This is a genomic window from Marivita sp. (genome assembly GCF_051251565.1).
Lineage (GTDB): Bacteria > Pseudomonadota > Alphaproteobacteria > Rhodobacterales > Rhodobacteraceae > Marivita.
Genome location: NZ_JBPOFB010000001.1, coordinates 97,496 through 123,432, shown reverse-complemented (window position 1 = coordinate 123,432; position 25,937 = coordinate 97,496). Strand labels below are relative to the sequence as shown.

Genomic DNA, 25,937 nt, shown 5'->3' with positions numbered 1-25,937 from the left:
CAGGGCTTTTTCTTTGGTTCCAAGGAATGTGAAATTACCCCGGCGACATACCGCGCAACTTCTCAGACCGGCGGCGCAGGATCTCGACCACGGTCAAAAGACAGATCGAAATCCCCACAAGGATCGTGGCAGCGGCAAGGATGGTTGGCGAAATCTGCTCGCGCAGACCGGTGAACATCTGCCACGGCAAGGTCTGCAATTCTGCCGATCCGATGAACAGCACCACAACCACCTCGTCAAACGACGTGATGAACGCGAACAACCCGCCCGAGATCACCCCCGGCAAGATCAGCGGCATCTGCACCTTGAAGAAGGTGGTCACCGGGTTGGCTCCCATATTCGCCGCCGCCCGCGTCAGGGACTTGTCAAAGCCAACCAGCGTTGCGGTCACGGTGATGATCACAAAGGGAATGCCCAGAACAGCATGCGCCAGGACGATGCCCCAATAAGTGCCGACAAGACCGATCTTGGAATAGAAGAAATACATGCCTGTCGCCGAGATGATCAACGGCACAATCATCGGCGAAATCAGGATCGCCATGATCGCACGCTTGCCGGGCACATGGCTTTGGCTCAGGCCGATGGCCGCCAGCGTGCCAAGCGTGACCGAGATCAGCGTCGCAACCGGCGCAATCATCAGCGAGTTCTTCACCGCGCTGGTCCATTCCGGGTTGGTCAGGAAGTCACGGTAATGCTTGAGGCTATAGCCCGCCGGATCAAAGCGCAACATCTCTGGTGTGAAGGTGAAGAAGTCCTGCGCATTGAATGACAACGGCATCACCACGATGATCGGGGTGATCAGAAAAATAAAGATCGCGCCGCAGATCACCCGGAACGTGTAGTGCCACAACACTTGTCTGCCGGTGAGGTAAGGCACCAGATGGGCCCGGTAGCGGCCCATGCCGACCCAGTAGATGAACCAGCCAAAGAACCAGCCGAACAACGCGCCAAGGATAAATCCGGGCACCGCACTGAACAGATATCCACCCAATGCGGCTGCCGCAATGACGCCCCAGCGCACCGGCTTTTCAAGTGTTTCGCCCAAGACCTGCATCGCCACAAAGGCAAACCCCGCCATCAGCGCAGCCCCCACGACGATGCCCATCAGACCTGATCCTTGGGCCGTGCCGATGAACAACCCGGCAAAGGCGCCCGCCGCAGCAAGCACGCCAGCGGTGAACCCGATGGGCTTTTTCTCGATAGGTGTGAGAATGGCGTCCGACATGGTTCAGCCCCCCAGTTTCACGTTGTCGATGCCAACGATCCGATCGTAGGCCCAGTAGAGCAACAGAACCACCACCAGCAGGATCGTCCCCAACGCAGCCGCAAGGCCCCAGTTGAGCGAGCTTGAGATGTGATAGGCAATCCGGTTCGAGATAAAGATACCCGACGTGCCACCCACAATTTCCGGCGTGATATAGTAACCGATGGACAGGATGAACACGAGGATCGACCCCGCGCCAATGCCCGGCACCGATTGCGGGAAATAGACCCTCCAGAACGATGTCCAGTTGGTTGCGCCCAGCGATTTGGCCGCTCGCACATAGGTCTGCGGGATCGTCGACATCACCGAATACATCGGCAGGATCATGAACGGCAGCAGGATATGCGTCATCGCCACAATCGTACCGAACTGGTTGTTGATCATCGTCAGACGCGCATCATCGGCCACAAGGCCAAGCCAAACCAACGTGTCGTTGATCACCCCTTGTTGTTGAAGCATCACCTTCCACGCCGATGTCCGCACCAGAAGCGAGGTCCAGAACGGCAGCAGCACAAGGATCATCAACAGGTTTGCCTTGCTCGCAGGAAGGTTCGACAGCAGGTAGGCAATCGGATAGCCAAGCATGATACAGCTTAGGGTGATAACAAGGCTCATGAACATGGTCCGCTGGAACAGCAGACCGTAGATGCGCTCGTCTTCTTCGCGCAGGGCCGGGCCATCTGCGGTCTTTTGCATGTCCACGGAATTCAGGAAATAGCCCGCAGTGTAGGACGGGCTGTAGGTCTTGATCGTCTGCCAGATCTCGGCAGTGACCCAATCCTCATCAATCTCTTCCAAACCGTCACGAAAGGCGATGGTTTCGAAATCAGGGCTGTCAACCAACGCATCCGCGGCTTGCAGCATATCGGCACGCGGACCGGTGTAGCCGGACAGTTCGCTCTCGGACAGGTCTTGATAAAGCGCGGTATGCACAACCGTCCACGGCTCTTCCGCAAGCGGGCTGTCGCCTTCGTCGATCTGCATGAAGCGCGCGAAGATCGCATAGGATTCAGCCGTACGCGGCAGGACGTCGGCAATGCCGTCACGCAAGACGAACGCTGGCATCGAACCTTCGCCATCCCATGACTCTTGCGCGGCAATCCATGCCGGATCACCCATCAGCTCGGCCCAGGGGCGGGCTTCGTCCCAATCGGCGTTCAGGTCTTTGAACTGATCCTGATACACCTCGCCAATGTCATCAATGCCACGGCCAGACTTGCGGAAAAGCGACGATGCGCCGGTTTGCTCGTAGTTCAACCGCGACCCAAGCCGCGTGTGCAGCTTGCGTTCGGCAGCAAAGAACACATCGTAATAGGCAGCCTCGAACACGGCATCGCTGGGCGGCTCGCCCGAGCTTGCGTCATAATCGGCCAGCGCGGCCACGGTGCGCGGCATCGTGTCGGACACGATCTGGTTTTCAACCGACCGGAACAGCATGTCGCCAATCGGCGCGATAAAGCTGACCAGCACGAAAATGAGAAGTGGCGAAATCAACGCCAGAGCCCGCAATTTCTGCGCCCGCAACGCACGGTTCAAGGATTGCTTCAGTGGCGTGCCGTCCGCGGCCAGAACGGACCCATCTGCGGCGCGATGCGCGCTGTCCGGGGTCGGGCTTTTGATCTTGTCGGGTTCAATAGCTGCGTCAGTCATAGCTTAGGTGCCCTCGACTAGAATGATTGTGCTTGTTGCAGTGCGACGGCGAATCTCTGCGACCGCCTGATAGGCAGGGTCGTGATACGCGCGCTGTGCGGTCTCGTAATCGTCGAATTCTATAACGACATGGCGATTTTGCGTGTCGCCCTCCATCGTCTCGGACTGTCCGCCCCGAACAATGAACCTTGCGCCAAAGCTTTCAAGAATCGGCGTATCGCGCTCGATATATTCCTTGTAGGCGTCGGGATCGTTCACCGTGATATGGCCGATGATGTAGCCTTTGGGCATGGAAGTGTCCTTTGAAGCAGGGTGGGCAGTTTTGCCCACCCTTATGTCAGTCAGGCGGGCAAAACTGCCCGCCCTACGCCCGTATCAGGCTTATCGTGCCAACCACGCCTGGAACTTCGCGTCGATATCGTCGCGGTAGTCAGCCCAGAACTCGTAGTTATAGAGGAACGTGTTGGCGGCGTTTGCCGGATCGGTCGGCATATGCTGTGCCATTTCGATGCCCAGATCAGCATGTGTGGACACCAGCGGTGCAGACGACGCACGTGCCGGACCATAGGAAATCCACTTGGCCTGATCCGCCAGACGCTGTGTGTCGGTTGCGAAGCGGACAAAATCCATCACGCGCGCCAGACGATCTTCGGGAAGACCGGTCGGGATGATCCAACCGTCAAGGTCAAATACCTGAGCGTCCCACATCATCGCAACAGGCTGGTCCTGCTCTTCGATCACGCTGAACAGACGACCGTTATAGGTCGAACCCATGAAGATCTCGCCATCCGCCAAAAGCTGCGGCGTGTCCGCACCGGCAGACCACCAGATCACTTCGTCCTTGATGGTGCCCAGCTTGGCGAGGGCCTGGTCCTGACCTTCGTCAGTTTCCAGCACGGAATAGACGTCTTCCTTGGCGACGCCATCACACATCAGCGCCCATTCCATGTTGTTGATCGGACGCTGTTCCAGGGCGCGCTTGCCCGGATAGGTTTCCAGATCGAACACGTCACAGATCTTGCTCGGAGGCGCGACACCTTCCGGGACCATGTCGGTGCGATAGCCGAATGTGGTCGAATACACGATCTGCGGGATGTAGCATTCAGAGACGATCAGGTCGCCGAAATCATCGCTTGCGCTGGTGCCATCGGGCGCAGGCTCAAGCATGGCGTCGTGGTCGATTTCCATCGCCAAACCTTCGTCGCACAAACGGATTGCGTCAGCGGCAACCACGTCGACCAGATCCCAGGTGATGTTGCCCGCTTCGTTCATGGCGCGCAATTTCGCCACGGCTTCGGCCGAGCTTTCGTCCCAGGACGCAGTCAGGCCCGGGTTCATTTCCAGGTAAGGTGCCACATACGCGTTCTGCTGCGACGCCTGATAGGCACCGCCCCAGCTGACAAGAGTCATGCTGTCGGACATACCGTGACCGGCTGCGTAGGCACCTGCGCCCGCGACTGTAAGTGCGCTGGTCGCCAGAAGTGTTTTAGTCAGTTTCATTAATATTCTCCCGTTTCGGTCCGCTTATCAAAAGTGGTGGTGGCTGTCGGACCGCCCAACCATCACCTATGGCGACGCGAAGCCAAGACGTGGCGACGCTAGAAAGTGCTTAGTTGGACGCATCCAGGGCGCGGCAATCCTCGGGCAACCACCCGATATCGATTTGCGTTCCCGGCTCAAGTCGCACCTGATCAGGGGCGTTGCGTGTCTTGATGACGAAATCATCATTCCCAGCGACCCGAAGACGGGTGCGGAAAATGTCGCCCATATACACGAATTCCAGCACCTCGGCTTTCAGCGTATGGGCACCGTCCTGCAAACGATCCTTGTTGATCTCAACCCGTTCCGGGCGGATCGACACGCGGGTGCGTTCGCCAACCTTGCTCACGTTGACCGGCACCGCATCAATCAGATCGCCACCATCAAGCTGCACAACGCACGCGTTGCCCTTGATCTCGCGGATGACCCCTTCGAGCGTGTTATTCTCGCCAATGAACTGCGCCACAAAACTGTTTTGCGGCTTTTCATAAAGTTCGTCCGGCGGAGCAAGCTGCTGAATACGGCCATCATCAAACACCGCAACACGATCCGACATGGTCAGCGCTTCAGTCTGGTCATGGGTCACATAAACAACGGTGATGCCCAGCTTGTGCGCCAGATCAGTGATCTCGAACTGCATCTTTTCGCGCAGCTGCTTGTCCAGAGCGCCCAACGGTTCGTCCATCAAAACCAGTTCAGGTTCGAACACCAACGCCCGCGCCAGTGCGATCCGCTGCTGCTGTCCGCCCGAAAGCTGTGCCGGACGGCGACCTCCAAAGGCCCCCATCTCGACCATGTCCAGCGCCCGTTTGACCTTGGCCTCGCGGTCGGACTTACCGATCTTACGCACTTCCAAAGGAAAGCTCAGGTTCTCGGCAATCGTCATGTGGGGAAACAACGCATAGTTCTGGAAAACCATGCCAATCCCCCGCTTGTGCGGCGGGATATTGTTGATCGGTTTGCCATCAAGCCGGATGTCGCCATGGGTCGCTGTTTCGAACCCGGCCAACATCATGAGGCAGGTGGTCTTACCAGACCCCGACGGCCCGAGCATCGTAAGAAACTCGCCCTTCGGCATGGTCAGGTTAAGGTCTTTCACGACGAGCTGTACGCCGTCGTAGCTTTTTTGCACTCGTTCAAATTCGACGAACGCGTCACTGTTTGACGTGTCGGGCAAAAACGAACTCCCTGTTTGGTCCACGGATTGCTTCCGCTTGTCTGGACGAAATAAATCGCGTTGTGCATCACATTGCAACACGGTCGTCCAAGTTTCGCGCGACACCAGTCATTTGCAGGAATTATGCGCAGAAATTATGCGTCACATCAGGAAGATCGACTGCGCATAGCCAAAAGGCAGGCAAAGTCACCACCGCAAAACAGGACACTCGACTCTCAAGACTCGACAAATGCAAGCGCAATGCCCTCAGAAAACCACCATGCGAAACATCAGGATCGACGATTCGCCACACTCTATGCTCCGAATGTTCACATGTTTTCCGCATCCCGGAAATGCGGGCGGACACCAAGCCACTCCGACATCCGGCCAAACTTCATGACATGCGAGACGCGATGGTCAAAAGTTGACCAACAGAACAATCTTGACCACATGCATTCTAAAGGGTCAGTAGAGGCAACTTGCGCGCAACACTTAACGCGACATCGAAACAGGGAACGTGACACGTGGCACGAAGGCTGCTTGAGAAAATGCGGCGTCGGTTGGCGCCGACACCACCTATTGTGCAATCTGCAGCAGTGTCTGACCAGATCATTGAAGCCCCACAACCCGGCCCAAAGCAGACACACCTGTTCGACTACACTTACATCCCATCGCCCCTCAAACGGCCGCCGATCTGTCAGGCGATGATGGTCGACAAACACAAGCTGATGTATCTGCCGATCGCCAAAAACGCCTGTTCCTCGCTCAAACGCACCGTGGCCATGCTGGGCGGACTGACGCTCGAAAATGGTGAAGACATCCATCACAAGCTGGATTCCGAACGCACCGGCCTCCAGTTCGAAGACCGACCTGACCATGAAATTCGCAAGGCGCTGGCCGCACCCGACTGGATGCGGTTTCTTATTATCCGCGAACCGTTAGACAGGCTTGTCAGCGTCTATGTCGAAAAATTCGTATTCAACCGCAACAAGGCTGATCAGGTGCAGACCATCGGCCCCGCGTTTCAGGCAATCTTGGGAAAAGACACACTCACCCCCGAGGATTTCGACCGCGGCCTGACCTTTCGGGAATTTGTCGAATACATTCTGTCTGAATGCCCGGAAAGGCTCAACGGGCATTGGCGGCCACAATCGGAATATCTGGGCCATATCCCGTTCACCCATGTCTATGATGTCAAACGGCTTGATCTTCTGGCCGAAGACCTGCGCACCCATATCGGCGCTGACATCGAACTGCCACGCATGAATGTGTCACGCGACAAAACCAAGGGCCAAGTTTACCACAAATGGGCCCCCGACGCGCGGCCCGCCGACCTGCCGACACCAAAGCAGCTCAGCATCGAAAGCTTCCTGCCCGAAGATCTCTTTGCCCAGTTGACCGAATACTATGCCACCGACATCACGTTCCACCGTCTGGTTCAGAAGTTGGACAGGGCCAGAACCGGCTGATCCCAAGGGCTCAGAGACAATACCCGCATTTTGCTAAGGATTGGCCACAATCCAGTCAAACTCGACATCTAAACCCTTTGGAAACCATACCGTGCAATGCCTGTACGGATGTAGATCGGGGTTTCGATGCTCGAATTCGACAATGTCAGCAAATCGTTCTGGACCGGGTCGCACCGCAAGGTGATCCTGGATCAGGCGTCGTTTCGCGTCGAACTGGGCGAATCCCTTGGCATCCTTGCACCCAACGGCACCGGCAAGACCACGCTGATCAAGATGATGGCAGGGTTGGAAAAACCCGATGAGGGCGAAATCCGCAAGACCAGCCGCGTGTCCTTTCCGCTTGGGTTCATGGGCGGTGTGGTCCCCAAACACACCGCGATGGAAAACTCGCGGTTCATCGCGCGTCTCTACGGCATCGATCCAGATTACGTCGAAGCATATTGCCGCTGGCTGTGTGATCTGGGCGAATATTTCGACCAACCGCTGGGCACCTATTCGTCAGGCATGCGCGCACGGTTCACCTTTGCGCTGATGCTGGCCCTCGATTTCGACATCTACCTCGTGGACGAGGGCATGCCGACCTACACCGACGTGGAATTCAACCGAAAGGCGGGCGATATCCTCGCGGAACGATTGCGCACCACAACAATGATAATCGTGTCTCACCAACCCGAGACGCTGGCACGCTTTGCCAGCAAGGCTGGCGTCCTGATGGATGGCCAGCTGCATATGTTTGACACCTTGGAGGAAGCGAAGCAGCTCTATGACTACGAAACCCAAGGCTAAACGCTTTCGCATCCGTCGCAGTGAACCGGCACCCGAAACAGGCACCGGCCAAATGGCTGCGGCCGGACACCCGGTATCGGCCACCGCGCCCGCGCCCTCGACGCTGGAACAGCCCCGCATTCAACGCCCCGCCGATGGCGGTGTGGAACAGGCGCTTGCCGCCATCCGCGACGAAGGCCTGACAGGCCGGCAGCTGCGCATGGCACGGCGCATTGCCCAGAAACATGGGCTCAACCCGAACTCGGATTTCGAAGCGGTCTACCTGCTGCGCCTCAAGGGCGTGGACCCGTTTGAACGCGAAAACGCGCTTGACCTGATGCTGCCCCCCGCCGCCACCTCCGAGGCCAAACTGGCAAAAGCCGCCCCTGCCCCGGCAGACGGAAAACCGCTGGCAACACAGCCACAGCTTCCCCAAGCCGTGCGCCCGCAGACCAAGAACCTGCCCGCCACCGACAACCGCACCCCTGCGGAACGGCGCGCGCAGGAAATCATGGCAATTCAAAAAGACATGGCCCGCCGCCGCAGGCAACGGATGCGCATGCTTTTTGCGCGCCTGACCGCCTTTGTCCTGCTGCCCACGCTGGTTGCGGGCTGGTATTTCTTCACGATTGCCACACCCATGTATGCCTCGAAATCAGAATTTTTGATCCTCAAGGCCGAATCCGGCGGCGGCGGCGTGGGTGGGCTCTTCTCGGGCACGCAATTCGCCACGAATCAGGACGCCATCGCGGTGCAAAGCTACCTGACCTCGAAAGACGCCATGCTGCGTCTGGATCAGGACGAAGGTTTCAAATCGCATTTCTCGCAACCGGACCTCGACCCGCTGCGCCGCCTTGAACCAACCGCGACCTCCGAAGAGATGTACAAGCTCTACAAGAAATACGTCCAGATCGGCTATGATCCGACCGAAGGCGTGATCCGCATGGAAGTCGCCGCCGCGAATCCCCAGGTGGCCACGGATTTCTCAACCGCGCTGATCGGCTATGCCGAAGAACGCGTCGACAACCTGTCGGCCCGGAAACGCGAAAACGCGGTCAAAGATGCCCAGCTTGGTCTTGAAGAAGCCGAAGGCGCCCGCCGCGTGGCACAAGAACGGCTGGTCCGTTTGCAACAGGACAGCTCTGTGCTTGACCCGCGCGCCCGCATCGGATCGCTCCAGGCCCGGATCGAATCCGTCGAAACGCAGCTTCAGGAAAAGAATCTGCAACTTCAGGCGCTGCTCGACAACGCCCGCCCGAACCGCAGCCGCGTCGAGGGCGTTGAGGCCGACATTCGCCGCCTCGAAGCGCTCAAGGCCGACATCAATTCAGAGATGACAGCCGAAAGCGAAGGCGCGGGCTCGCTTGCCGAAACCGCCGTGCAGATCCAACTGGCCGAGGCCGATCTGGCGACCCGCGACATGATGCTGGCCGCCGCCCTCGAACGGCTTGATCAGGCGCGCCGCGACGCAGACAGCCAGGCCCGCTACCTGACCACATCGGTCTACCCTTTGGCCGCACAGGACCCCAGCTATCCAAGGTCATTCGAGAACACGCTGCTGACCTTCCTGATCTTCTCGGGAATCTACCTTCTGATCTCATTGACCGCGTCAATCCTACGCGAACAGGTGGCGAACTAACCACCCGGCGGGGCCTCCAAGGCCCCGCCAGAACCGCCCCTGCATCGGGGCGCAAACTGACACAGGTGACATTGCAGAGCGCGCGCCCTATAAGGCGCGCGACCTGATTTTGGCAGAGCAGAGGCCCCCCATGACAACCCTCGTATTCGGACACAAATCCCCCGACACCGACAGCACCGGCAGCCCGATCATCTGGGCGTGGTACCTCAACCAGATCAAGGGCGAAGACGCCAAGCCGGTCCTGCTGGGCGAACCCAACACCGAAGCCGCGTTCATGCTGACCCATTGGGGCCTCGACAAGCCGGATATCATCTCGGACGTGGACGCGGATCAGCCCGTAGTCATCGTTGACACCAACAACCCCGCTGAGCTGCCCCCGGCCATCAACAGCGCCGACATCCGCGCGATCATCGACCACCACAAACTGGTCGGCGGTCTGGAAACCAAAGGCCCCATCGACATCCGCATCGAACCCGTCGCCTGCACCGCCACCATCATGTGGAAGATGATTGGCGACGATCTGGCCCAGGCCCCCAAAGGCATCAAAGGCGCGATGCTGTCCTGCATCCTGTCCGATACGCTGGAATTCCGCTCGCCGACCACAACCCAGGAAGACAAAGCCATCGCCTATGCGCTGGCCGAAGACCTTGGCGTGTCGATCCCCGACTTCGCGGCTGAAATGTTCGCCGCGAAATCTGATGTCTCTGCCTTCTCTGACGCCGAACTCCTGCGCATGGACAGCAAGGAATACCCGGTTGAGGGCACCAAATTCCGCGTCTCGGTCCTTGAAACCACTTCGCCCAAGATCGTGCTCGACCGCAAAGACAGCCTGATGGCCACCATGGCCGATGTCGCAGCCGAGGATGGCGTTGATCAGGTGATCCTGTTTGTCGTCGATATCCTGAACGAAGAAGCAACGCTGCTGGTCCCCAATGATCTGGTCAAAGCACTGGCCGAGAAAAGCTTTGGCGCAACCGTGTCCGGCGACACCGTGGTCCTGCCGGGTGTGGTCAGCCGTAAAAAGCAGATCATCCCGAACCTCAAGCTTTGACCCGAGTCGACCCGAACGACGTTTCAAAGGGGGTGCTGGACGGCACCCCCTTTTTCGTGTGACCTGCCCCCAACACTGCCCGGAAAGATATGCCATGACCCAGATCCTCGACTCCCTCGCCGACATCGCCAACCAATATGACGTGCTGCTGGTCGATCTGTGGGGCTGCGTCCACAACGGTGTGACCGCTTACCAAGACGCCGTGGCCGCGCTCAAGGGCTTCAAACGGGGCGGCGGCACCGTGGTTCTGCTGACCAACGCTCCCCGGTCGCGCGATGAGGTCGCCAAGCAGCTTGTGCGCCTGAACGTCCCGGAAGACTGTTACGACAGCATCGCCACCAGCGGTGACAGCGCCCGTGCGGCGATGTTCCGGGGCGCGGTGGGCGAAAAAATCTGGTTCATGGGTCAGCCCTTTGACGAAAGCTTCTTTGCCCCGATGGACCTGATCGACGATCCCGCTCCCATTCAGCGCGTTGAACTGGAAAACGCCGAAGGCATTGTCTGTTGTGGCCCGTTTGATCCAATGGCCGACCCATCCGTCAACCGCCCGCACTTTCTCTACGCCAAGCAAAAGGGCCAGAAACTGCTTTGTGCAAACCCCGATATCGTGGTGGACCGCGGCGAAACCCGCGAATGGTGCGCGGGTGCCTTGGCTGCGCTGTATACCGAGATGGGCGGCGAAAGCCTTTATTTCGGCAAACCGCACCCGCCGATTTATGACCTGGCCCGCCGGCGGCTGGCCGCATTGGACAGGGATGTGGACCCATCGCGCATTCTGGCCATCGGCGACGGCGCGCATACCGATATCGACGGTGCCATGGGCGAGGACATTGATTCCCTCTTCATCTCGGGGGGCTTGGCCGCAGCAGAGACCAAAACGTCGCATCAGCCTGACCCAGATGCGCTAAACGCCTATATCCAAAAGGAAAAAATCGCGCCGACCTATACTATAGGACAACTGCGCTAGGTCAGATTTTGCTTGATTTTCTGCACTTGCAAAGTAATAAAGTTTCTCAAATGGGAAGCTGATTTACTTTTTATTACTCTTTCCCTATAGTTTGGGTCACAGAGCGGAGTGCGAAATGTTGGACAATCTGCCACGCGGAACAATCTGTATCGAAGACATCGAAATGGGGATGTCGCGTCACCTGCGCAAAGAAGTGACGGATCAGGACATTGAAATGTTCGCACAGATCTCGACCGACCGGAACCCGGTGCATCTTGATGACGACTACGCGCAGGATACCATTTTTGAAGGGCGCATTGCCCACGGGATGCTGACCGCCGGTCTGATCTCTGCGGTCATCGGCGAACAGCTTCCCGGTCACGGGACCGTTTACATGGGCCAAACGCTCAAGTTTCTGGCCCCCGTTCGCCCCGGCGACATGGTTTATGCCGAGGTGAAAGTGGTCGATATCGACATTTCGAAACGCCGCGTCACGCTGGATTGCCATTGTTCCGTCGATGGCAAGAAGGTCCTGATCGGCGAAGCCAAGGTGCTCGCCCCGTCGCGCAAGTTCGACTGACCCAGCCACCGGCAAGGATGCGGTGACGCATCCTCAATTTTCCAGCGTTGGAAAATCACCCGCCTCCTCCGGACCGGGGATTGCAACGCCCCAAAGCCCCCGCTAGTCCTCTGCGCATGAAGATTGTGCGGGATTATCAATTCGTCTCTGACGGCGACAAAAACGCGACGGTTGCCATCGGCAATTTTGACGGCGTGCATTTCGGTCATCAAGCCGTGATCAAGCTTGCCCGTGCTGCGCTGCCCGACGCACCGCTGGGAGTGCTGACGTTTGAACCGCACCCCCGCGAATATTTCGCACCAGACGCTCCACCCTTTCGGCTGATGAACGCCAAGGCGCGGTCAACGCGTCTGAAAAAACTTGGGGTGGATGTGCTCTATGAGCTGACGTTCAACCGGCAACTGGCCGACCTGACACCCGAAGGGTTCGCAGCGACGGTGATCGCCAAAGGACTGGGTCTGCGCCATGTGGTGGTGGGTGCCGATTTCTGCTTTGGCAAAGGCCGCGCGGGGACCGTTGAAGACCTGCAACGCTTTGGCCGCGACATGGGCTTTGGCGTCACCGTGGCTGACCTTATTACCTCCACGTCCGGCGCTGTATCCTCGACCGCGATACGCACCGCGCTGACGGACGGCACACCGCGCGTTGCCGCGGACATGCTGGGCCATTGGCACCGGATCGAAGGCATGGTGATCGGCGGCGAACAGCGGGGCCGCGAATTGGGCTACCCAACCGCCAATATGTCGATCGACGGCCTGCACCCGCCGAAATTCGGGGTCTATGCCGTGCTGGTCGATGTGCTCGACGGGCCTCATGCCGGATCCTATCACGGCGCTTCGTCCATTGGCGTGCGTCCGATGTTTGGCGAAAACCGCGCCAATCTGGAAACATTCCTGTTCGATTTCACCGGCGATCTTTACGGGGCGACCGTGTCGGTTGCGCTGGTAGATTTCCTGCGCCCAGAGCTGAAATTCGACGGTCTTGAGGCCCTGATCACCCAGATGGATGCCGATTGCGCACAGGCGCGCACGATATTGGCCGCGCTATGAGCCATGACCCGATAAAGCGCGACGGCCTTGCCCCCCGCTTTTGGGAACGCAAAGCGTTGACCGACCTCACCCCCAAGGAATGGGAAGCGCTGTGTGACGGGTGCGGAAAATGCTGCCTGAACAAGCTTGAGGACGAAGACACCGGCCATGTCGAACTGACGCGCGTGGCGTGTCGGCTGTTTGACGACAGCACCTGCCGCTGCGCGCAATACGAAATTCGGCATCAGTTTGTGCCCGAATGTATTGTGCTCAAACCATCCAATATCGACGATCATGCTTATTGGATGCCCAAGACCTGCGCCTACCGTCTGCTGTGGGAGGGCAAGCCGCTTTATGACTGGCACCCGCTGATCTCGGGGACGCCGGACAGCGTGCACGACGCCGGTGTTTCGATGCGAAACGCAACTGTGCCGGAATTCGAAGTGCATGAAGACGACTGGGAAGACCACATCATCGAGGAGCCGACCTGATGTTTTTTGCCTCTGACAACAGCGGGCCTGTCCCCCAAGCCGTGTTGGACGCCTTGACCGAAGTCAATCAGGGCTACGCCTTTGGCTACGGGGCCGATGCCATGATGGACGAGGTGCGCCAGCGCATCCGCGATCTGTTCGAGGCACCCGAGGCGGCCGTTTATCTGGTCGCCACCGGAACTGCCGCCAACGCTCTGGCCCTGGCCACGCTGGTTGAACCGTTTGACACGGTGTTCTGCACCCCGATGGCCCATATCGAAGAAGACGAATGCAATGCGCCCGAATTCTACATGGGCGGCGCAAAGCTCACCTTGGTGCAGGGGCCCGACCGCATGACACCAAAGCGGCTGACGGCGTCCATCGAATCCCAAGGTAATCGCGGTGTGCATGGCCCACGCCGGGGCGCTGTGTCGATCACGCAGGTGACCGAGATGGGCAATGTCTACACGCTGGCCGAGTTGCAAGCGCTGTGTGATGTGGCGAAATCCTACGGTTTGCCCGTGCATCTTGACGGTGCGCGCTTTGCCAATGCGGCGGTGTCGCTGGGCTGCACCCCGGCTGAGATGTCGTGGAAGCTGGGTGTGGATGTGGCCGTGTTCGGCGGCACCAAAAACGGATTGATGGGCGTTGAAGCGGTGGTGTTTTTTGACCCGGCCAAGGCGTGGGAGTTCGAACTGCGCCGCAAACGTGGTGGACATCTGTTTTCCAAGCACCGGTATCTGTCCGCCCAGATGGCCGCGTATCTGCGCGACGATCTGTGGTGCGATCTGGCGCAGCGGGCCAATGCCAAGGCGGCGCGTCTTTATGACGGTATGCGCAGCAAAGCCGATGTCCGGTTCCTGAATGAGGTCACTGCGAACATGATCTTTTTCCAGGCCCCGCGTGCGCTGCACCAGACGCTTCAGGCCGGGGGTGCGAAATACTATGTGTCGGGCGGCGTGTTGGAGGATGGCCCTGCGGACGGGCTTTTGACCGGGCGGCTGGTCTGCGACTGGTCCTTGCCCGATCCCGAGATTGACCGCTTTGTTTCGCTACTGAACAGCGCATGAAAAAAGGGCTCCCGACTGGGAGCCCTTACTCGTTACGCCGTGGCAAACCAAGAGAGATGGGTATCAGTTAAACTGGAATTGCAGCTCATAGCTGCCATCCTCGAACGCACCAAAGAGATCGGGCACATCGGGATGTTCGACAGGTTCGCCGGAATAATCGGCGATAAGGTTCTGTTCCGAGACATACGCCACATAGAAGCTTTGTTCGTTCTCGGCCAGCAAGTGATAGAAGGGCTGCGTCTTGGCAGGCCGACTGTCCTCGGGAATGGCGTCGTACCATTCATCGGTGTTGTTGAATTCAGGATCCACATCGAACACCACGCCCCGAAAGGGGTGTTTGCGGTGGCGAACGACCTGGCCGATGTTATATTTTGCGCGTTGTCTGATCATGAGTCCTGTCCGTTGCCACATACCTGCCTGATTTTCGACAAATTGTCCAATTGAACGGGCCACTTTAAGGGAAACAGTCTGTGCACCTTATCGACACAAGGGATTTTCTTTGTGCAGCAAGGGTTTGCCGGTCCAAGCAATTGTGATTTCCCCCGCGCCGACTTTGCGGTACACTTTGTGCAATCTGAAAGACGGAGCAACCGTCTTCGATGAAAAGCGAGAGGCCTATGAGCAGATTCTTTCGCGCCTTGGTGATTGTTTTGCTGGCGGCCTCATGTGGCGGCGGCGGCGGCACATCGGCGCCCCGTAACCTTGATAACGCCTGTTCGATCCTGCAACAGCGCCCCGGATACCTCCGGGCGTTCCGCGCGGCAGAGCGCAAATGGGGCGTGCCGGTACATGTGCAGATGGCCTCCATGTATCAGGAAAGCAAGTTCAAGTCCGACGCACGCACGCCGTTCCGCTATACGCTGGGCGTGATCCCGATGGGGCGTCAAAGTTCGGCCTTTGGCTATAGTCAGGCGCTGAATGGCACCTGGGACGAATATGTTCAGGATCAGCGCGCGTTCCGTGCGAAACGCAACGACATCGACGATGCGGCTGATTTCATGGGCTGGTATATGGCGGAGTCCAATCGCCGTATGGGCATTCCGCTGAACGACGCCCGCAACCAGTACCTTGCCTATCACGAGGGCCGCACCGGGTTTGCCCGTGGGTCATATAACGGCAAAGCGTGGCTGTTGCGCGTATCCGACGAGATTGCCGCACGGTCGATGACCTATCAGCGACAATTGTCCAGTTGCCGGGTTCGAAGATAGGTCCGAAGTGGACCCAATGTTTCGCGCGCGAAACATTGGATGAGTCCTGTTGACCCTTTAATCATATGTTAACACATGAGCCAGATCACCGCAGGCCGATCCCCGGTCATGATGCGGAGCGTGCGGTGGACCCGATCTGGACCCGGTCCAGGATGCCAAGCAGGCAGTGGCGAAGTCCCGCTATGCGGCGTTCGAACACCGCCGCGAAGATCAATCCGACCATGATCGAGCCCAGAAGCAATAGACCGTCACGCGCCAGTGTTTCCTGCGGAAAGACCGCGTCGATCAGGTGCAGCGCCGGATAATGTGTCACGTAGATCGAAAAGCTGGCCCCTGCCCACCAGCGTATACGCATGCTTTCGAGCTTTGACGCCTGCAACACCCGTGCCATGCCCATGATATGCACCGCAGTCATGATCCCGATCATAGCGTTCCACACAAATTCGTCTGAGAAACCCAGAACTGCGCGGTAATGGTTGGGTTGAAATGCTTGCGCGGTCTGTGCCGCCAGCGCCGCCGGAACATCCGTCGCCTGACAGATCACGTAGAACAGCGGGGCGCCCAGTGCGAAAAGGCGTGCCTTGCCCAATGACAGGCGATCCACCCCGCCCGAGGCGACCCAGTTCCAGACCACAACCCCCAAAAGCCATGCGGGCATCAAGAGCAGGACACGGGGGCCAACCAGCACGACAAGCAGCGCAAGCACGGCAACACGGCGTATGCCGGTCAGGAAAAAAGCTGCGGCAAAGATGACGTAATATGCGGCCTCGTAGCTGAGCGACCACAGCGGGCCGTTTGTTCCAAGACGGATACGGTCGAACGCCCCCCACTCGTTGGACATGATCAGTCCACGCACCAACAGTTCCCAAAGCGACGCCGGGTTGTAGAAGGTGGTGTAGGCGTCCGGTCCTATGCTTTTGCCAAGCTGATCGAAGATGAATGTCAGCAAGAGCGCAGGCAGCAACACCGACAGCAGCCGGGTCAGACGGTTGAAGCTGTAGGTCGCAAGGCTCTTGTCGCGTTGCGCGGCGTAGGCGATGACCAGTCCAGATATCACGAAGAAGACGATGACGGCGTCGCTGCCAAAGTTGAGGTCGCGCACCCAAATGTAATCGCCGCGCGTGAACCTTGGGTAGGCGACGTGCGAGATGACGACGATGATCGTCACCCAAACCCGCACCGCATCCAGCCAAAGCGACAGGCCACGCGTCATTGCGCTGTGGTCTCGCCACCGGGCCCGTTCAGGCTCGGGTCGCGGGAGGTGCCTTTCAACAAGGCACGCCAGCAATCGACAAACGGGTGGAACAGCGCGCTGCGCAGCGTTGGATAAGGTTGTTCGATCCGGTTACCGTCTTTATCCGACAGGCCGACCTTGATGTCTTCGTAGCTTCTTGGAACGTAGAGCGTACCGAACATCCAATCCCAAAAGGCAAAAACTTCGCCATAGTTCTTGTTGTAATGCTTGCGTTCGATCGAATGGTGGATGTGATGCTGTGCCGGCGAAATGAAGATATGTTCCAGCACGCGCCCATAGCTGAGCCAGACATGGCTGTGACGCAGGTTCGCGCCGAAGGCGTTGAACAGGAAGTACCCCGCGTTCACGGTGCCGATTGTCAGGATTTCGATCTTGCCCATCAGGGTAAACAACATAATCCCCTGCACGAACCCAACGATCACGGTGTAGATCAGCGCGCGCAAAATCAGAAAGACCGGGTGATTGCGGCTTGCCGTCAGCGGGGTCAGCACTTCGGCCGAATGGTGCAGGGCGTGAAACGGCCACAGAATACTGGTTTCGTGATGCAGGCGGTGCGCCCAGTATTTGCAAAAATCCAGCGTCAGGATCATGATCAACGTGGCAAGCGCCAGCTTGCCCCATGTATCGGCGACCGGAGCCATCGACCCCCCGCTCAAAGACAAGAGGGCATCCAGAACGAACGTCGTCATCAGCGGTGTCATCGTGACCGCAGCAAACAACCCGGCGGCACCGAGCACCACGTTGAACAGAAAAATCTTGATATCCACGATGTTGGATTTGTGCAGATAGACCTCTTTCGGGACAAGAAATGCCACGAAACGTGTGGGCCGCCCGCGCACCGCCCAAATCACCGCCACAAGCACGATGGTGAGCAAAAGGTAAAGCACCGCCATCCGGGATTCCAGGTCGGTGAAATTGCCAATCAGTCTGACGTAAATCTGGTTCAGAAAATCCATGACGGTCTCTCATTGCTTTTGCGTTGAGATACCGTTTGAATTTGTCACCAAAGAGGCTCATTTGTGAGCAAAACAGAACGATTGGCATGCTGCATGGTTCGGAGTCTCGCAGTCACATACGTTACTGATTGGCGGTACGTTCGGCTTCGATGTTGAACAGGCGATTGGCGAGTTGCTTGCGTTCGAGCGCCCCCAGGACAACCGTGGTCTGGCCACCGCCATCATCGGTGATCACCCATTGGCGCAGCTCTACCGGGTCGCCGGTGAACTTGAGCTGGATGCTGCCGTATTCGGGATGTTCGGGATCTTGCGCCGTCACTGTGGTTGCCGTGCCGTCATACCCATGCGCCACCACCATATTCGCGCGGGCCAGATCGACATTGCGCGCAAGGATGAGGCCGAGCGGTGTGCGATCCAGCGGATAGGTCTCGGGGTCGCCGCCCAGTTTGCGGTCAAACACCACCACCGCGCCATTGTTGGCCATCACCAACGCCTGTTCGGGCGGGTTGTATTCAAAGCGTACCTTGCCAGGCCGACGGATATACAGCGTGCCGGTCGAGATCGTGCCATCGGCGTTGATCTGGGTGAAGCTGCCCTCGGCGCTGGTCAGTTGGTTGAGGTAGTTTGACAGCGTGTTGAGCGGGATTTGCTGCGCCGAAGCGGGCAGCACGGATGTCAGGCTCAGAACGGTGATCAGGGCAAGGTATCGGATACGCATAGATGGGGTCCAGTCTGCTCGGAACTCTTTGGACACTATATGCCGAAACGGGCGCTGCTATGCGATAGCGACGCCCGTTTTTGTGATGTGTCGGCAGGTATCTACTGCTCGGGCACCAGAATTTCGCGTTTTCCGACATGATTGGCGGCGCTGACCACGTTTTCGTCTTCCATCTGTTCGACCAGACGTGCGGCTTTGTTGTAGCCGATCGCCAGTTTGCGCTGGATGTAGGAGGTCGAGCATTTGCGATCACGGATCACGATGGCGACGGCCTGATCGTAAAGCGCGTCTTCGCCGTCGGTGTTGCCACCGGTGTTGAGGCCCAGCACCGCGTCGATATTGTCGGCCTTTTCGTCGTCCGGGCCTTGTACGACGCCGCCGACATATTCGGGCGGGCCAAAGGCCTTGAGATGGGTGACGATTTCCTCGACCTCTTCGTCAGACACAAAGGGACCGTGGCAACGGATGATCTTGGACCCGCCCGCCATATAAAGCATGTCGCCCTGCCCCAGAAGTTGTTCCGCGCCCATTTCGCCAAGGATGGTGCGGCTGTCGATCTTTGAGGTCACTTGGAACGAAATCCGGGTCGGGAAATTCGCCTTGATCGTGCCGGTGATAACATCAACGGACGGGCGTTGTGTGGCCATGATAAGGTGAATACCCGAGGCCCGCGCCATCTGGGCGAGGCGTTGGATGCAGGCTTCGATCTCTTTGCCCGCGACCATCATCAGGTCGGCCATCTCGTCGACGATGACGACGATATAGGGCATTTTGACGGGCTGGATTTCTTCGGTCTCGAAAATCGGTTCGCCAGTGTCGTCGTCAAAGCCAGTCTGGACAGTGCGTTCGAACATCTCACCGCGCGACAGCGCATCGGCGACACGGCTGTTATAGCCGTCGATGTTGCGCACGCCCATCTTGGACATCTTGCGGTAGCGGTCTTCCATCTCGCCGACGACCCATTTCAGGGCAACCACAGCTTTTTTCGGGTCTGTCACAACCGGCGACAGCAGGTGCGGGATGCCGTCATAGACTGACAGTTCGAGCATCTTGGGGTCGATCATCACAAGCCGCAGGTCGGCCGGTGTCAGCTTGTAAAGCAGTGACAGGATCATCGTGTTGATCGCCACGGATTTACCGGACCCGGTTGTCCCCGCGATCAGCAGGTGAGGCATCTTGGCGAGGTTGGCAACCACAGGGTCGCCGCCGATGTCCTTGCCCAAGGCAAGCGGCAGTTTCTGGGTGCCGTCGCCGTAATCACGGGTTGAGAGGATCTCGCGGAAACTGACCATCTCGCGGTTTTCGTTTGGCAGTTCAATGCCAATAACGCTGCGCCCCGGTACGGTGGACACACGGGCGGACAGCGCGGACATGGAGCGTGCGATATCGTCGGCCAGACCGATCACGCGCGATGCCTTGAGGCCCGGCGCGGGTTCGAGTTCGTACATGGTCACAACAGGGCCGGGGCGAACCGAGACGATTTCGCCCTTGACGCCGTAATCGTCAAGCACCGCCTCCAACATGCGGGCGTTTTCTTCCAGCGCTTCGTCACTCAGGTGGTGCCGTTCGATATTGGCGGGGTCCATGAGCAAGCCAAGGGGCGGCAGGTCATACTCAACCTGTTTGTCCTCAAATTGCAGGCGCGGCTGTGCTTCTTCCTGCGCGCGCTTGGACGGCTGGATCGGCTTGCGCAGGGGTTGCTGCACAACCTTCTTGGCCTCGGGAACCGGGACGGGTGCGTGCGCAGCGGGCGCGGGTGGCACGGGTGCGTAGGTTTGCACCTCGTCGCCGTAATCATCCCAATCTGCCATATCTTCGAAAATATTGTCTTCGGGGGGATCTGCGCGCAGGGCTGCGGATTGTTCGCCATACGTGGGCTGCGGCTGAAAGGCGGGCTTGGCCGCCGTGACCGGGGGTTCGGCGCGCAGGGGCGCTGCGGCGCGGGCGGTGACCGGCGGTTCCGGCGGAAGTTCCATTGTCGGCTTGAAGATCAACGGAGCGGGACCGTGGCCCCGGCCTTTGGTCAGCGGAGCGGCAACAGCCGAAGTGATGGACGGAGTGCTGCGGACGCGGGATTTGATGGCATCGGCGATTTTGGCGCGGACGCGGTCATCGCCGGGCATCGTGTCAGGCATGTCGCCCAAGGGCCATGTTTCCACCAGTTCGGGTTCGGGCTCGGGGCGGCGCATCAGCGATGGCATCTTGGCCAGAAACCCGGTTTTCTGTGGAGCCTGAACGGGGGGAGCGTCATAGCGGTCATCATTATAGCGGTCTTCGGCATAGACCATCGGTGCCGCCGCAGAGGCGGGTTTGGAGATGCGGGTCACGCGCGGTTCGGCGGCAACGGCGGCTTCGGCGGCGGCCCATTCGGCGGCTTCAGCCTCTTCCTGCGCACGGATCGCGCGGCGTTGCACGTTTTTTGCCTGCAAATCACGCGCGGCAATCAGCGCACCTGATGCGCCTTTACCCAGAACCGACAAGAGCGTGGCATAGACCATGATCACGCCCACCACGAGGAACCGCGCCATGCGCGCCATTTCGATCTTGGTAAAGCCCAGAACAAACGCGCCCATGATAAGAACCACGCCGCCCAGAAGCAGCATCATCAGCTTGAGCGCAAAGGTGGTGCCCAAGGGCAGGATCGTCAGGATTGATCCCATCATCATGTCGCCGAACAGTCCGCCCAGTCCAAAGCTGTGGGTCCAGTGGGCGCTTTCCGGCACACCGGCGGCATAGACGGCGGCCAGCGCCACCCAGATCGGCGCGAAGATCAGGCAGGACAGCGCGCGCTCTTCGCCTTTGTGCAGTGCAAAGCGGGTGCCCCAGACCAGAAGGACAAGCGCCAAGCCCCAGCTGGCCCAGCCCACAATCATGAACAACGGTGCCGCAACCGACGCCCCGGCACGGCCCAGCCAGTTCTGCACGGGCGCATCTGTGGCCGACAGCCAGCTTGGGTCTTGTGGCGAGTACGAATAGATCATCATCGCCGCCATCGCGCCCAGTGCCATAAGCACAAAGCCACCGAGCTCTTTGCCGCGCTTTTCGAGAGCGGCCTGCATGTTGCTGTCAAAGAGGGGGTCACGCCCCCGCGCCTGATATGCCATCGTTCGCCTCTTTATTGGTCTTCACCGCCGTAAAGGCAGTCCCTGATCTGCGTCAGGCCGCGTTCTGTTTCTGCTTTTGGGGCCACCATTGCGACCCGGATATACTGCGTGCCGGGATTTCCGGCCTTGGTGTCCTGGGACAGGTACGCGCCGGGAAGCACCCGGACGCCAGTGTCTTTCCAGAGCTTGAGCGCTGCATCTTCGCCGTTTTCCACCGGCAGCCAGAGAAAGAATCCGGCCTGCGGGGATCGGTAGCCGGGCACATTGCCAAAGATGCGGTCCGCGAGGTCGTATTTCTCGGCGTAAAGCGCGCGGTTTTCCACGACATGCGCCTCGTCCTCCCAGACGGCCTGCGCCACAGCCTGTAGCGGCAAGGGCAGCGGCGCGCCGGAATAGTTGCGGAGCTGTTGCAGACGTTTGATCGTCTCGGGGCCACCCGCCACAAACCCGGATCGCAGGCCCGGAAGATTTGAGCGTTTGGACAACGAATGAAAGATCACCACGCGTTCGGGGTTTGCGCCCATCTCGTGTGCCACCTGCAAAGCGCCGACGGGGGGCGTGTCGCGGTAGATCTCGGAATAGCATTCATCCGCAAGGATCTGGAAATCGTGCTTTTCGGCCAAGCGGATCAGCCGTTCCCAATAATCGCGGTCAGCCACAGCGCCCTGCGGGTTCGCGGGCGAACAGATATAGGCCAACGCGGTGCGGTTCAGAACATCCTCGGACAGGGCTTCGAAATCGGGCAGATGGCCGGTCTCTTCGGTGGCGTTCACGAAGACGGGTTCGGCCGCGACCGAAATCGCCGAGATCAGGTAAACCTGATAGAACGGGTTCGGCATCAGAACGACCGGCTTTGCACCGTTCTTGGTTTCCGGGCAAAGTGCCATGCCGACGTTATACAGCCCTTCGCGCGTGCCATTGAGCGGCATGACCTGTGTGTCAGCGTCCAAGGTCACGCCATAGCGTTGGTTGATCCAGTCACGGATCGCACCGCGCAGTTCGGGTGTGCCTTCGTTCGGCGGGTATTTGTTAAAACCGGCCATATTCTGCGTGAGAATGTCGGAAATCCATGCCGGAAACGCGTGTTTCGGTTCCCCGATTGTCATATGGATCACAGGTCCACCGGGTTCGTGCACGTCCAAAAGGGCGCGCAAACGCGGGAACGCATAAGCCGGAAGGTTCGAAAACCGCTCGGGAAACATGCCAGTACTGCCTCAGAACGAGGGTCGTTATCGCCCTCTTTGCGAACAAATTACATAGGCGGGGCGGGCGCGTCCAGAAAAAGAGCGTGAAGATCAGTCTGTTGTGGCTTTCAGGCCAATGCGGCTTCGGCTGCCAGACCCAGACGCAACAGCGCATTTTCGCCGCGCGGACGCGCCATGAGCGACACACCGCAGGCCGGAACGCCTGTTGGAAGGGTCAGAACGGCCAATCCCATGAGGTTTCCGATACGGGTGTTGCGCAAGGTCAGCAGGTTTTCCGTGACATAATAGTCACTGTCGGTCAGCAGTCGGTCCACGTTGGGCGGGGTGATGGGGCAAGTCGGGCACAGCACCGCGTCAAATGCGGCCGTTGCTGCCAGATACGCGGCGCGGCACCGGTCAAGAGTATGCCATGCGGCCACATACTCTGCTGCGGAAAAAGCGCTGCCCGACCGGAACCGGGCAAGGATTTCGGCGAACATCGCATCGGGGTTTGCCTCGATCACGTCTTTCCAAGTGCCGTAGGCTTCGGAGCTGTAGAGAACGGCAGACAGGGCCATCGCGGTCTCCACCTCGGGAATGGCGCATTCTGTGATCTCGGCCCCGGCATCGCGGAAGCGTTGAAGGGCGTGGTCAAAGCCTTTGCGCGGGGCGTCGCGCAGATCGTCCAGCGCGGTCGTGGTGAGGATCGCCAGCCGTTTGCCCTTGAGCGATGTTGCCGCAAGGTCGATGGGGGCCTGCCCCTGCATGGCGGCGAACAAAAGTGCTGCGTCTTCGACCGATTTGCATAGCGGGCCAACCGTGTCGAATTTTGCGGCAAGCGGAACTGCGCCCTTGAGGCTGAGCACGCCAGAGGTGGTTTTCAGACCGACCAGATCATTCCATGCCGACGGCACGCGCACCGACCCGCCCGTGTCCGATCCGATGGCCGCCGGGGCAAGGCCGAACGCGACCGAAGTTGCGGCCCCCGACGAAGATCCGCCCGGCGCGTTGTCAGGATTGTGGACGTTCGGGGGCGTCGCGGTTTTGGGGTTCAGGCCAAGGCCGGAAAAGGCCAATTCGGTCAGATGCGTCTTACCAAGGCATACCAGCCCTTGCTGGGTGGCAGCGGTCAGGACATCGGCATCCGTATCGGGCGTGCGCCCTTCGAGCAGTTTTGATCCTGCCTCGGTCACCACCCCTGCGGTGTCGAACAGGTCTTTCCAACTGATCGGGACGCCGTCCAGCGGTGAACGGCGCAGTTTCAGGCGCGCGCGTTCTTGGGCGGCTTTGGCTTCGGCCAGGGCCCGGTCAGGCGTGAGGCGGGCATAGATACGATCGCCGTGTTCATGCGCGCGGACGGCATCAAGGAACGATTGGGTCAGGTCGACCGGATCAATCTCGCCCTTGTCGATGCCGCGTCCCAGATCGGCGGCTGTCATTGTCTGCCATTCGGTCATTTTTCCATTCCCTGCCCTGCCGGTTCAGCGTGACGGTAGCGGCACAGAAGCGCATGGACAATCCCACCTGTCGGCACATATGCCAAAGCATGACCCAGACATCCGATATCTTGATTGTTGGCGGGGGGTTGAATGGCCCCATGCTTGCCCTTGCTGCCGCCAAGTCCGGTTTGCGCAGCACCGTGATCGACACCCGCCCCGAAGGTGCGCGGCGCAGCGATAATTTCGACGGGCGGTCCTATGCCTTGGCTTTGGCATCCATACGGATGCTGACCGCGCTTGGCCTGTGGGACGGTCTGAGGGCTGATGCCCAGCCGATGCACGAGATCAAGGTCAGCGATGGGCGCGCGGGTGATGCCGAGGTGTTTCTTGGACTGCATTTCAACAGCGCCGAGATCGAGGAGGGACCGATGGGTCATCTGCTTGAGGATCGGTATTTGCGGCGCGCGTTGCTGGATGCGATGACGGCAGAGCCGCTGGTGACGCATCTTCCCGGTCAGACGGTTGTGGACCAGAGCGTTACCGCGTCGGGAGCGTCGGTGACGCTGGCGTCGGGAGAGGTGCTGGCGTGTGCGCTGATCATTGGGGCGGACGGGCGGCAAAGCGGCACGGGCCTGCGTGCAGGTATCCGGCGCACCGCGTGGGACTATCCGCAAACCGCGCTGGTCTGTGCGATTGCGCATGAAAAGCCGCATGGCGGCGTGGCGCATCAGTTGTTCATGCCTGCCGGGCCTTTGGCGATCCTGCCGCTGACGGGCAATCGGTCGTCGATTGTCTGGAGCGAACGCAAGGGGCTGGCCGAAGAGATCAATGCGCTGCCGGAAGAGGATTACCTGACCGTGCTGCGCCCACGTTTCGGCGATTTTCTGGGCGAGATTTCGTTGGCCGGGGCGCGGTTCACATATCCGCTCGGCCTGACGATGGCGAACCGGTTCATCGGGGATCGGCTGGCGCTTGTCGGCGATGCGGCGCATGGGATGCACCCGATTGCAGGGCAAGGGCTAAATGCCGGGCTGCGTGACGTGGCAGCTTTGGCGCATGTGATCAGCCATGCCGTGCGGCGTGGTGAGGATTTTGCGAGCCCGCTGGTGCTTGCCCGGTACGAGCAATGGCGCAGGTTCGACACGGCGACGCTTTTGACGGCGACGGATGTGTTCAACCGTCTGTTTTCGAACGACAACCCTGTCCTTCGGGCCGGGCGGGATCTGGGCATGGCCGCGCTTAACGCGATCCCCGGCGCGCGCCGCGCATTTATCCGCGAGGCCGCTGGTCTGAACGGGGATTTGCCGGATTTGATGGCCGGGTGAACGGCGGTTTGCGGTTCACTATCGGACGTTATCGCCGGACATGATCCGGTGATCTTTGAGGTTAGATGTCCTCGGGTCGAGCCCGAGGATGATACTGGTATCCTCGAATAGTGGAGCATTT

At 59.3% G+C, this 25,937-nt stretch carries 23 protein-coding genes; 11 read left to right on the top strand and 12 right to left on the bottom strand.

The window, feature by feature from the left end:
• Positions 1 to 34: 34 nt before the first annotated feature.
• The 5 genes from ACSHXH_RS00590 to ACSHXH_RS00570 all read right to left on the bottom strand — a co-directional run bounded on the left by ACSHXH_RS00590 (position 35) and on the right by ACSHXH_RS00570 (position 5,630).
• Complete coding sequence (locus ACSHXH_RS00590; protein WP_435669806.1) at positions 35 to 1,225, bottom strand: ABC transporter permease; 1,191 nt, start codon at positions 1,223 to 1,225, stop codon at positions 35 to 37.
• 3 nt (positions 1,226 to 1,228) lie between these two features.
• Positions 1,229 to 2,914: an ABC transporter permease gene (locus tag ACSHXH_RS00585; RefSeq protein ID WP_435669805.1), complete on the bottom strand. Its 1,686-nt coding sequence runs from the start codon at positions 2,912 to 2,914 to the stop codon at positions 1,229 to 1,231.
• Between the two features lie 3 nt (positions 2,915 to 2,917).
• Positions 2,918 to 3,205: a DUF1330 domain-containing protein gene (locus tag ACSHXH_RS00580; RefSeq protein ID WP_435669804.1), complete on the bottom strand. Its 288-nt coding sequence runs from the start codon at positions 3,203 to 3,205 to the stop codon at positions 2,918 to 2,920.
• A 90-nt stretch (positions 3,206 to 3,295) separates the two neighbouring features.
• The gene (locus ACSHXH_RS00575) at positions 3,296 to 4,414 is read right to left on the bottom strand and encodes an extracellular solute-binding protein (protein ID WP_435669803.1); all 1,119 of its coding nucleotides are present in this window, start codon (positions 4,412 to 4,414) and stop codon (positions 3,296 to 3,298) included.
• Positions 4,415 to 4,523: 109 nt separating this feature from the next.
• Complete coding sequence (locus ACSHXH_RS00570) at positions 4,524 to 5,630, bottom strand: ABC transporter ATP-binding protein (protein WP_435669802.1); 1,107 nt, start codon at positions 5,628 to 5,630, stop codon at positions 4,524 to 4,526.
• Between the two features lie 575 nt (positions 5,631 to 6,205).
• Here ACSHXH_RS00570 and ACSHXH_RS00565 point away from each other — a divergent pair.
• The 9 genes from ACSHXH_RS00565 (at position 6,206) to ACSHXH_RS00525 (ending at position 14,627) form a co-directional block, all read left to right on the top strand.
• Entirely contained in the window at positions 6,206 to 7,078 is an 873-nt protein-coding gene (locus ACSHXH_RS00565) for a sulfotransferase family 2 domain-containing protein (RefSeq protein ID WP_435669801.1), read from the top strand.
• Between the two features lie 126 nt (positions 7,079 to 7,204).
• A complete protein-coding gene (locus tag ACSHXH_RS00560; RefSeq protein WP_435669800.1) occupies positions 7,205 to 7,864 on the top strand; it encodes an ABC transporter ATP-binding protein in 660 nt (219 codons plus the stop codon).
• Positions 7,842 to 9,482: a capsule biosynthesis protein gene (locus tag ACSHXH_RS00555; RefSeq protein ID WP_435669799.1), complete on the top strand. Its 1,641-nt coding sequence runs from the start codon at positions 7,842 to 7,844 to the stop codon at positions 9,480 to 9,482. The genes ACSHXH_RS00560 and ACSHXH_RS00555 overlap by 23 nt, the downstream gene beginning before the upstream one ends.
• 130 nt (positions 9,483 to 9,612) lie before the next feature.
• Positions 9,613 to 10,533, top strand: coding sequence for a manganese-dependent inorganic pyrophosphatase (locus tag ACSHXH_RS00550; protein ID WP_435669798.1), 921 nt, complete (start codon positions 9,613 to 9,615; stop codon positions 10,531 to 10,533).
• 94 nt (positions 10,534 to 10,627) lie between these two features.
• The gene (locus tag ACSHXH_RS00545; protein WP_435669797.1) at positions 10,628 to 11,500 is read left to right on the top strand and encodes a TIGR01459 family HAD-type hydrolase; all 873 of its coding nucleotides are present in this window, start codon (positions 10,628 to 10,630) and stop codon (positions 11,498 to 11,500) included.
• A gap of 115 nt (positions 11,501 to 11,615) precedes the next feature.
• Complete coding sequence (locus ACSHXH_RS00540) at positions 11,616 to 12,059, top strand: MaoC family dehydratase (RefSeq protein WP_435669796.1); 444 nt, start codon at positions 11,616 to 11,618, stop codon at positions 12,057 to 12,059.
• 116 nt (positions 12,060 to 12,175) lie between these two features.
• Complete coding sequence (locus tag ACSHXH_RS00535; RefSeq protein WP_435669795.1) at positions 12,176 to 13,108, top strand: bifunctional riboflavin kinase/FAD synthetase; 933 nt, start codon at positions 12,176 to 12,178, stop codon at positions 13,106 to 13,108.
• Positions 13,105 to 13,578 carry a YcgN family cysteine cluster protein gene (locus ACSHXH_RS00530; RefSeq protein ID WP_435669794.1) on the top strand — a complete coding sequence of 158 codons (474 nt, stop codon included), beginning with the start codon at positions 13,105 to 13,107 and terminating at the stop codon, positions 13,576 to 13,578. Before ACSHXH_RS00535 ends, ACSHXH_RS00530 begins: the two co-directional genes overlap by 4 nt.
• The gene (locus ACSHXH_RS00525) at positions 13,578 to 14,627 is read left to right on the top strand and encodes a threonine aldolase family protein (protein WP_435669793.1); all 1,050 of its coding nucleotides are present in this window, start codon (positions 13,578 to 13,580) and stop codon (positions 14,625 to 14,627) included. The genes ACSHXH_RS00530 and ACSHXH_RS00525 overlap by 1 nt, the downstream gene beginning before the upstream one ends.
• A gap of 63 nt (positions 14,628 to 14,690) precedes the next feature.
• Here ACSHXH_RS00525 and hspQ read toward each other — a convergent pair whose 3' ends face one another.
• Positions 14,691 to 15,017: a heat shock protein HspQ gene (gene hspQ, locus ACSHXH_RS00520; protein WP_435669792.1), complete on the bottom strand. Its 327-nt coding sequence runs from the start codon at positions 15,015 to 15,017 to the stop codon at positions 14,691 to 14,693.
• 227 nt (positions 15,018 to 15,244) lie between these two features.
• Here hspQ and ACSHXH_RS00515 point away from each other — a divergent pair, with 227 nt between their 5' ends.
• The gene (locus ACSHXH_RS00515) at positions 15,245 to 15,835 is read left to right on the top strand and encodes a lytic transglycosylase (RefSeq protein ID WP_435669791.1); all 591 of its coding nucleotides are present in this window, start codon (positions 15,245 to 15,247) and stop codon (positions 15,833 to 15,835) included.
• Positions 15,836 to 15,941: 106 nt separating this feature from the next.
• Here ACSHXH_RS00515 and ACSHXH_RS00510 read toward each other — a convergent pair whose 3' ends face one another.
• From ACSHXH_RS00510 to ACSHXH_RS00485, 6 genes are all read right to left on the bottom strand, one after another.
• Positions 15,942 to 17,048: an acyltransferase family protein gene (locus ACSHXH_RS00510; RefSeq protein WP_435669790.1), complete on the bottom strand. Its 1,107-nt coding sequence runs from the start codon at positions 17,046 to 17,048 to the stop codon at positions 15,942 to 15,944.
• On the bottom strand, positions 17,045 to 18,046 hold the full coding sequence (locus ACSHXH_RS00505; protein ID WP_435669789.1) for a sterol desaturase family protein: 1,002 nt from the start codon (positions 18,044 to 18,046) through the stop codon (positions 17,045 to 17,047). Before ACSHXH_RS00505 ends, ACSHXH_RS00510 begins: the two co-directional genes overlap by 4 nt.
• 121 nt (positions 18,047 to 18,167) lie before the next feature.
• Positions 18,168 to 18,764 carry a LolA family protein gene (locus ACSHXH_RS00500; protein WP_435669788.1) on the bottom strand — a complete coding sequence of 199 codons (597 nt, stop codon included), beginning with the start codon at positions 18,762 to 18,764 and terminating at the stop codon, positions 18,168 to 18,170.
• A 101-nt stretch (positions 18,765 to 18,865) separates the two neighbouring features.
• Positions 18,866 to 21,868 (bottom strand): DNA translocase FtsK 4TM domain-containing protein, encoded by a 3,003-nt coding sequence (locus ACSHXH_RS00495; protein ID WP_435669787.1) that lies wholly within the window; start codon positions 21,866 to 21,868, stop codon positions 18,866 to 18,868.
• Between the two features lie 11 nt (positions 21,869 to 21,879).
• Positions 21,880 to 23,070, bottom strand: a complete 1,191-nt coding sequence (locus ACSHXH_RS00490; protein WP_435669786.1) for an aminotransferase class I/II-fold pyridoxal phosphate-dependent enzyme — start codon at positions 23,068 to 23,070, stop codon at positions 21,880 to 21,882.
• 110 nt (positions 23,071 to 23,180) lie between these two features.
• A complete protein-coding gene (locus ACSHXH_RS00485; protein WP_435669785.1) occupies positions 23,181 to 24,509 on the bottom strand; it encodes an amidase in 1,329 nt (442 codons plus the stop codon).
• 89 nt (positions 24,510 to 24,598) lie between these two features.
• On the opposite strand from ACSHXH_RS00485, the gene ACSHXH_RS00480 reads away from it, so the two are divergent.
• The gene (locus tag ACSHXH_RS00480; protein ID WP_435669784.1) at positions 24,599 to 25,816 is read left to right on the top strand and encodes a UbiH/UbiF/VisC/COQ6 family ubiquinone biosynthesis hydroxylase; all 1,218 of its coding nucleotides are present in this window, start codon (positions 24,599 to 24,601) and stop codon (positions 25,814 to 25,816) included.
• Positions 25,817 to 25,937: the final 121 nt, after the last annotated feature.

Coding starts and splice junctions, on each gene's coding strand:
- ACSHXH_RS00590 (WP_435669806.1), bottom strand. CDS start 1,225: ATGTCGGACGCCATTCTCACACCTATCGAGAAAAAGCCCATCGGGTTC.
- ACSHXH_RS00585 (WP_435669805.1), bottom strand. CDS start 2,914: ATGACTGACGCAGCTATTGAACCCGACAAGATCAAAAGCCCGACCCCG.
- ACSHXH_RS00580 (WP_435669804.1), bottom strand. CDS start 3,205: ATGCCCAAAGGCTACATCATCGGCCATATCACGGTGAACGATCCCGAC.
- ACSHXH_RS00575 (WP_435669803.1), bottom strand. CDS start 4,414: ATGAAACTGACTAAAACACTTCTGGCGACCAGCGCACTTACAGTCGCG.
- ACSHXH_RS00560 (WP_435669800.1), top strand. CDS start 7,205: ATGCTCGAATTCGACAATGTCAGCAAATCGTTCTGGACCGGGTCGCAC.
- ACSHXH_RS00555 (WP_435669799.1), top strand. CDS start 7,842: ATGACTACGAAACCCAAGGCTAAACGCTTTCGCATCCGTCGCAGTGAA.
- ACSHXH_RS00550 (WP_435669798.1), top strand. CDS start 9,613: ATGACAACCCTCGTATTCGGACACAAATCCCCCGACACCGACAGCACC.
- ACSHXH_RS00545 (WP_435669797.1), top strand. CDS start 10,628: ATGACCCAGATCCTCGACTCCCTCGCCGACATCGCCAACCAATATGAC.
- ACSHXH_RS00540 (WP_435669796.1), top strand. CDS start 11,616: ATGTTGGACAATCTGCCACGCGGAACAATCTGTATCGAAGACATCGAA.
- ACSHXH_RS00535 (WP_435669795.1), top strand. CDS start 12,176: ATGAAGATTGTGCGGGATTATCAATTCGTCTCTGACGGCGACAAAAAC.
- ACSHXH_RS00530 (WP_435669794.1), top strand. CDS start 13,105: ATGAGCCATGACCCGATAAAGCGCGACGGCCTTGCCCCCCGCTTTTGG.
- ACSHXH_RS00525 (WP_435669793.1), top strand. CDS start 13,578: ATGTTTTTTGCCTCTGACAACAGCGGGCCTGTCCCCCAAGCCGTGTTG.
- hspQ (WP_435669792.1), bottom strand. CDS start 15,017: ATGATCAGACAACGCGCAAAATATAACATCGGCCAGGTCGTTCGCCAC.
- ACSHXH_RS00515 (WP_435669791.1), top strand. CDS start 15,245: ATGAGCAGATTCTTTCGCGCCTTGGTGATTGTTTTGCTGGCGGCCTCA.
- ACSHXH_RS00510 (WP_435669790.1), bottom strand. CDS start 17,048: ATGACGCGTGGCCTGTCGCTTTGGCTGGATGCGGTGCGGGTTTGGGTG.
- ACSHXH_RS00505 (WP_435669789.1), bottom strand. CDS start 18,046: ATGGATTTTCTGAACCAGATTTACGTCAGACTGATTGGCAATTTCACC.
- ACSHXH_RS00500 (WP_435669788.1), bottom strand. CDS start 18,764: ATGCGTATCCGATACCTTGCCCTGATCACCGTTCTGAGCCTGACATCC.
- ACSHXH_RS00495 (WP_435669787.1), bottom strand. CDS start 21,868: ATGGCATATCAGGCGCGGGGGCGTGACCCCCTCTTTGACAGCAACATG.
- ACSHXH_RS00490 (WP_435669786.1), bottom strand. CDS start 23,070: ATGTTTCCCGAGCGGTTTTCGAACCTTCCGGCTTATGCGTTCCCGCGT.
- ACSHXH_RS00485 (WP_435669785.1), bottom strand. CDS start 24,509: ATGACCGAATGGCAGACAATGACAGCCGCCGATCTGGGACGCGGCATC.
- ACSHXH_RS00480 (WP_435669784.1), top strand. CDS start 24,599: ATGACCCAGACATCCGATATCTTGATTGTTGGCGGGGGGTTGAATGGC.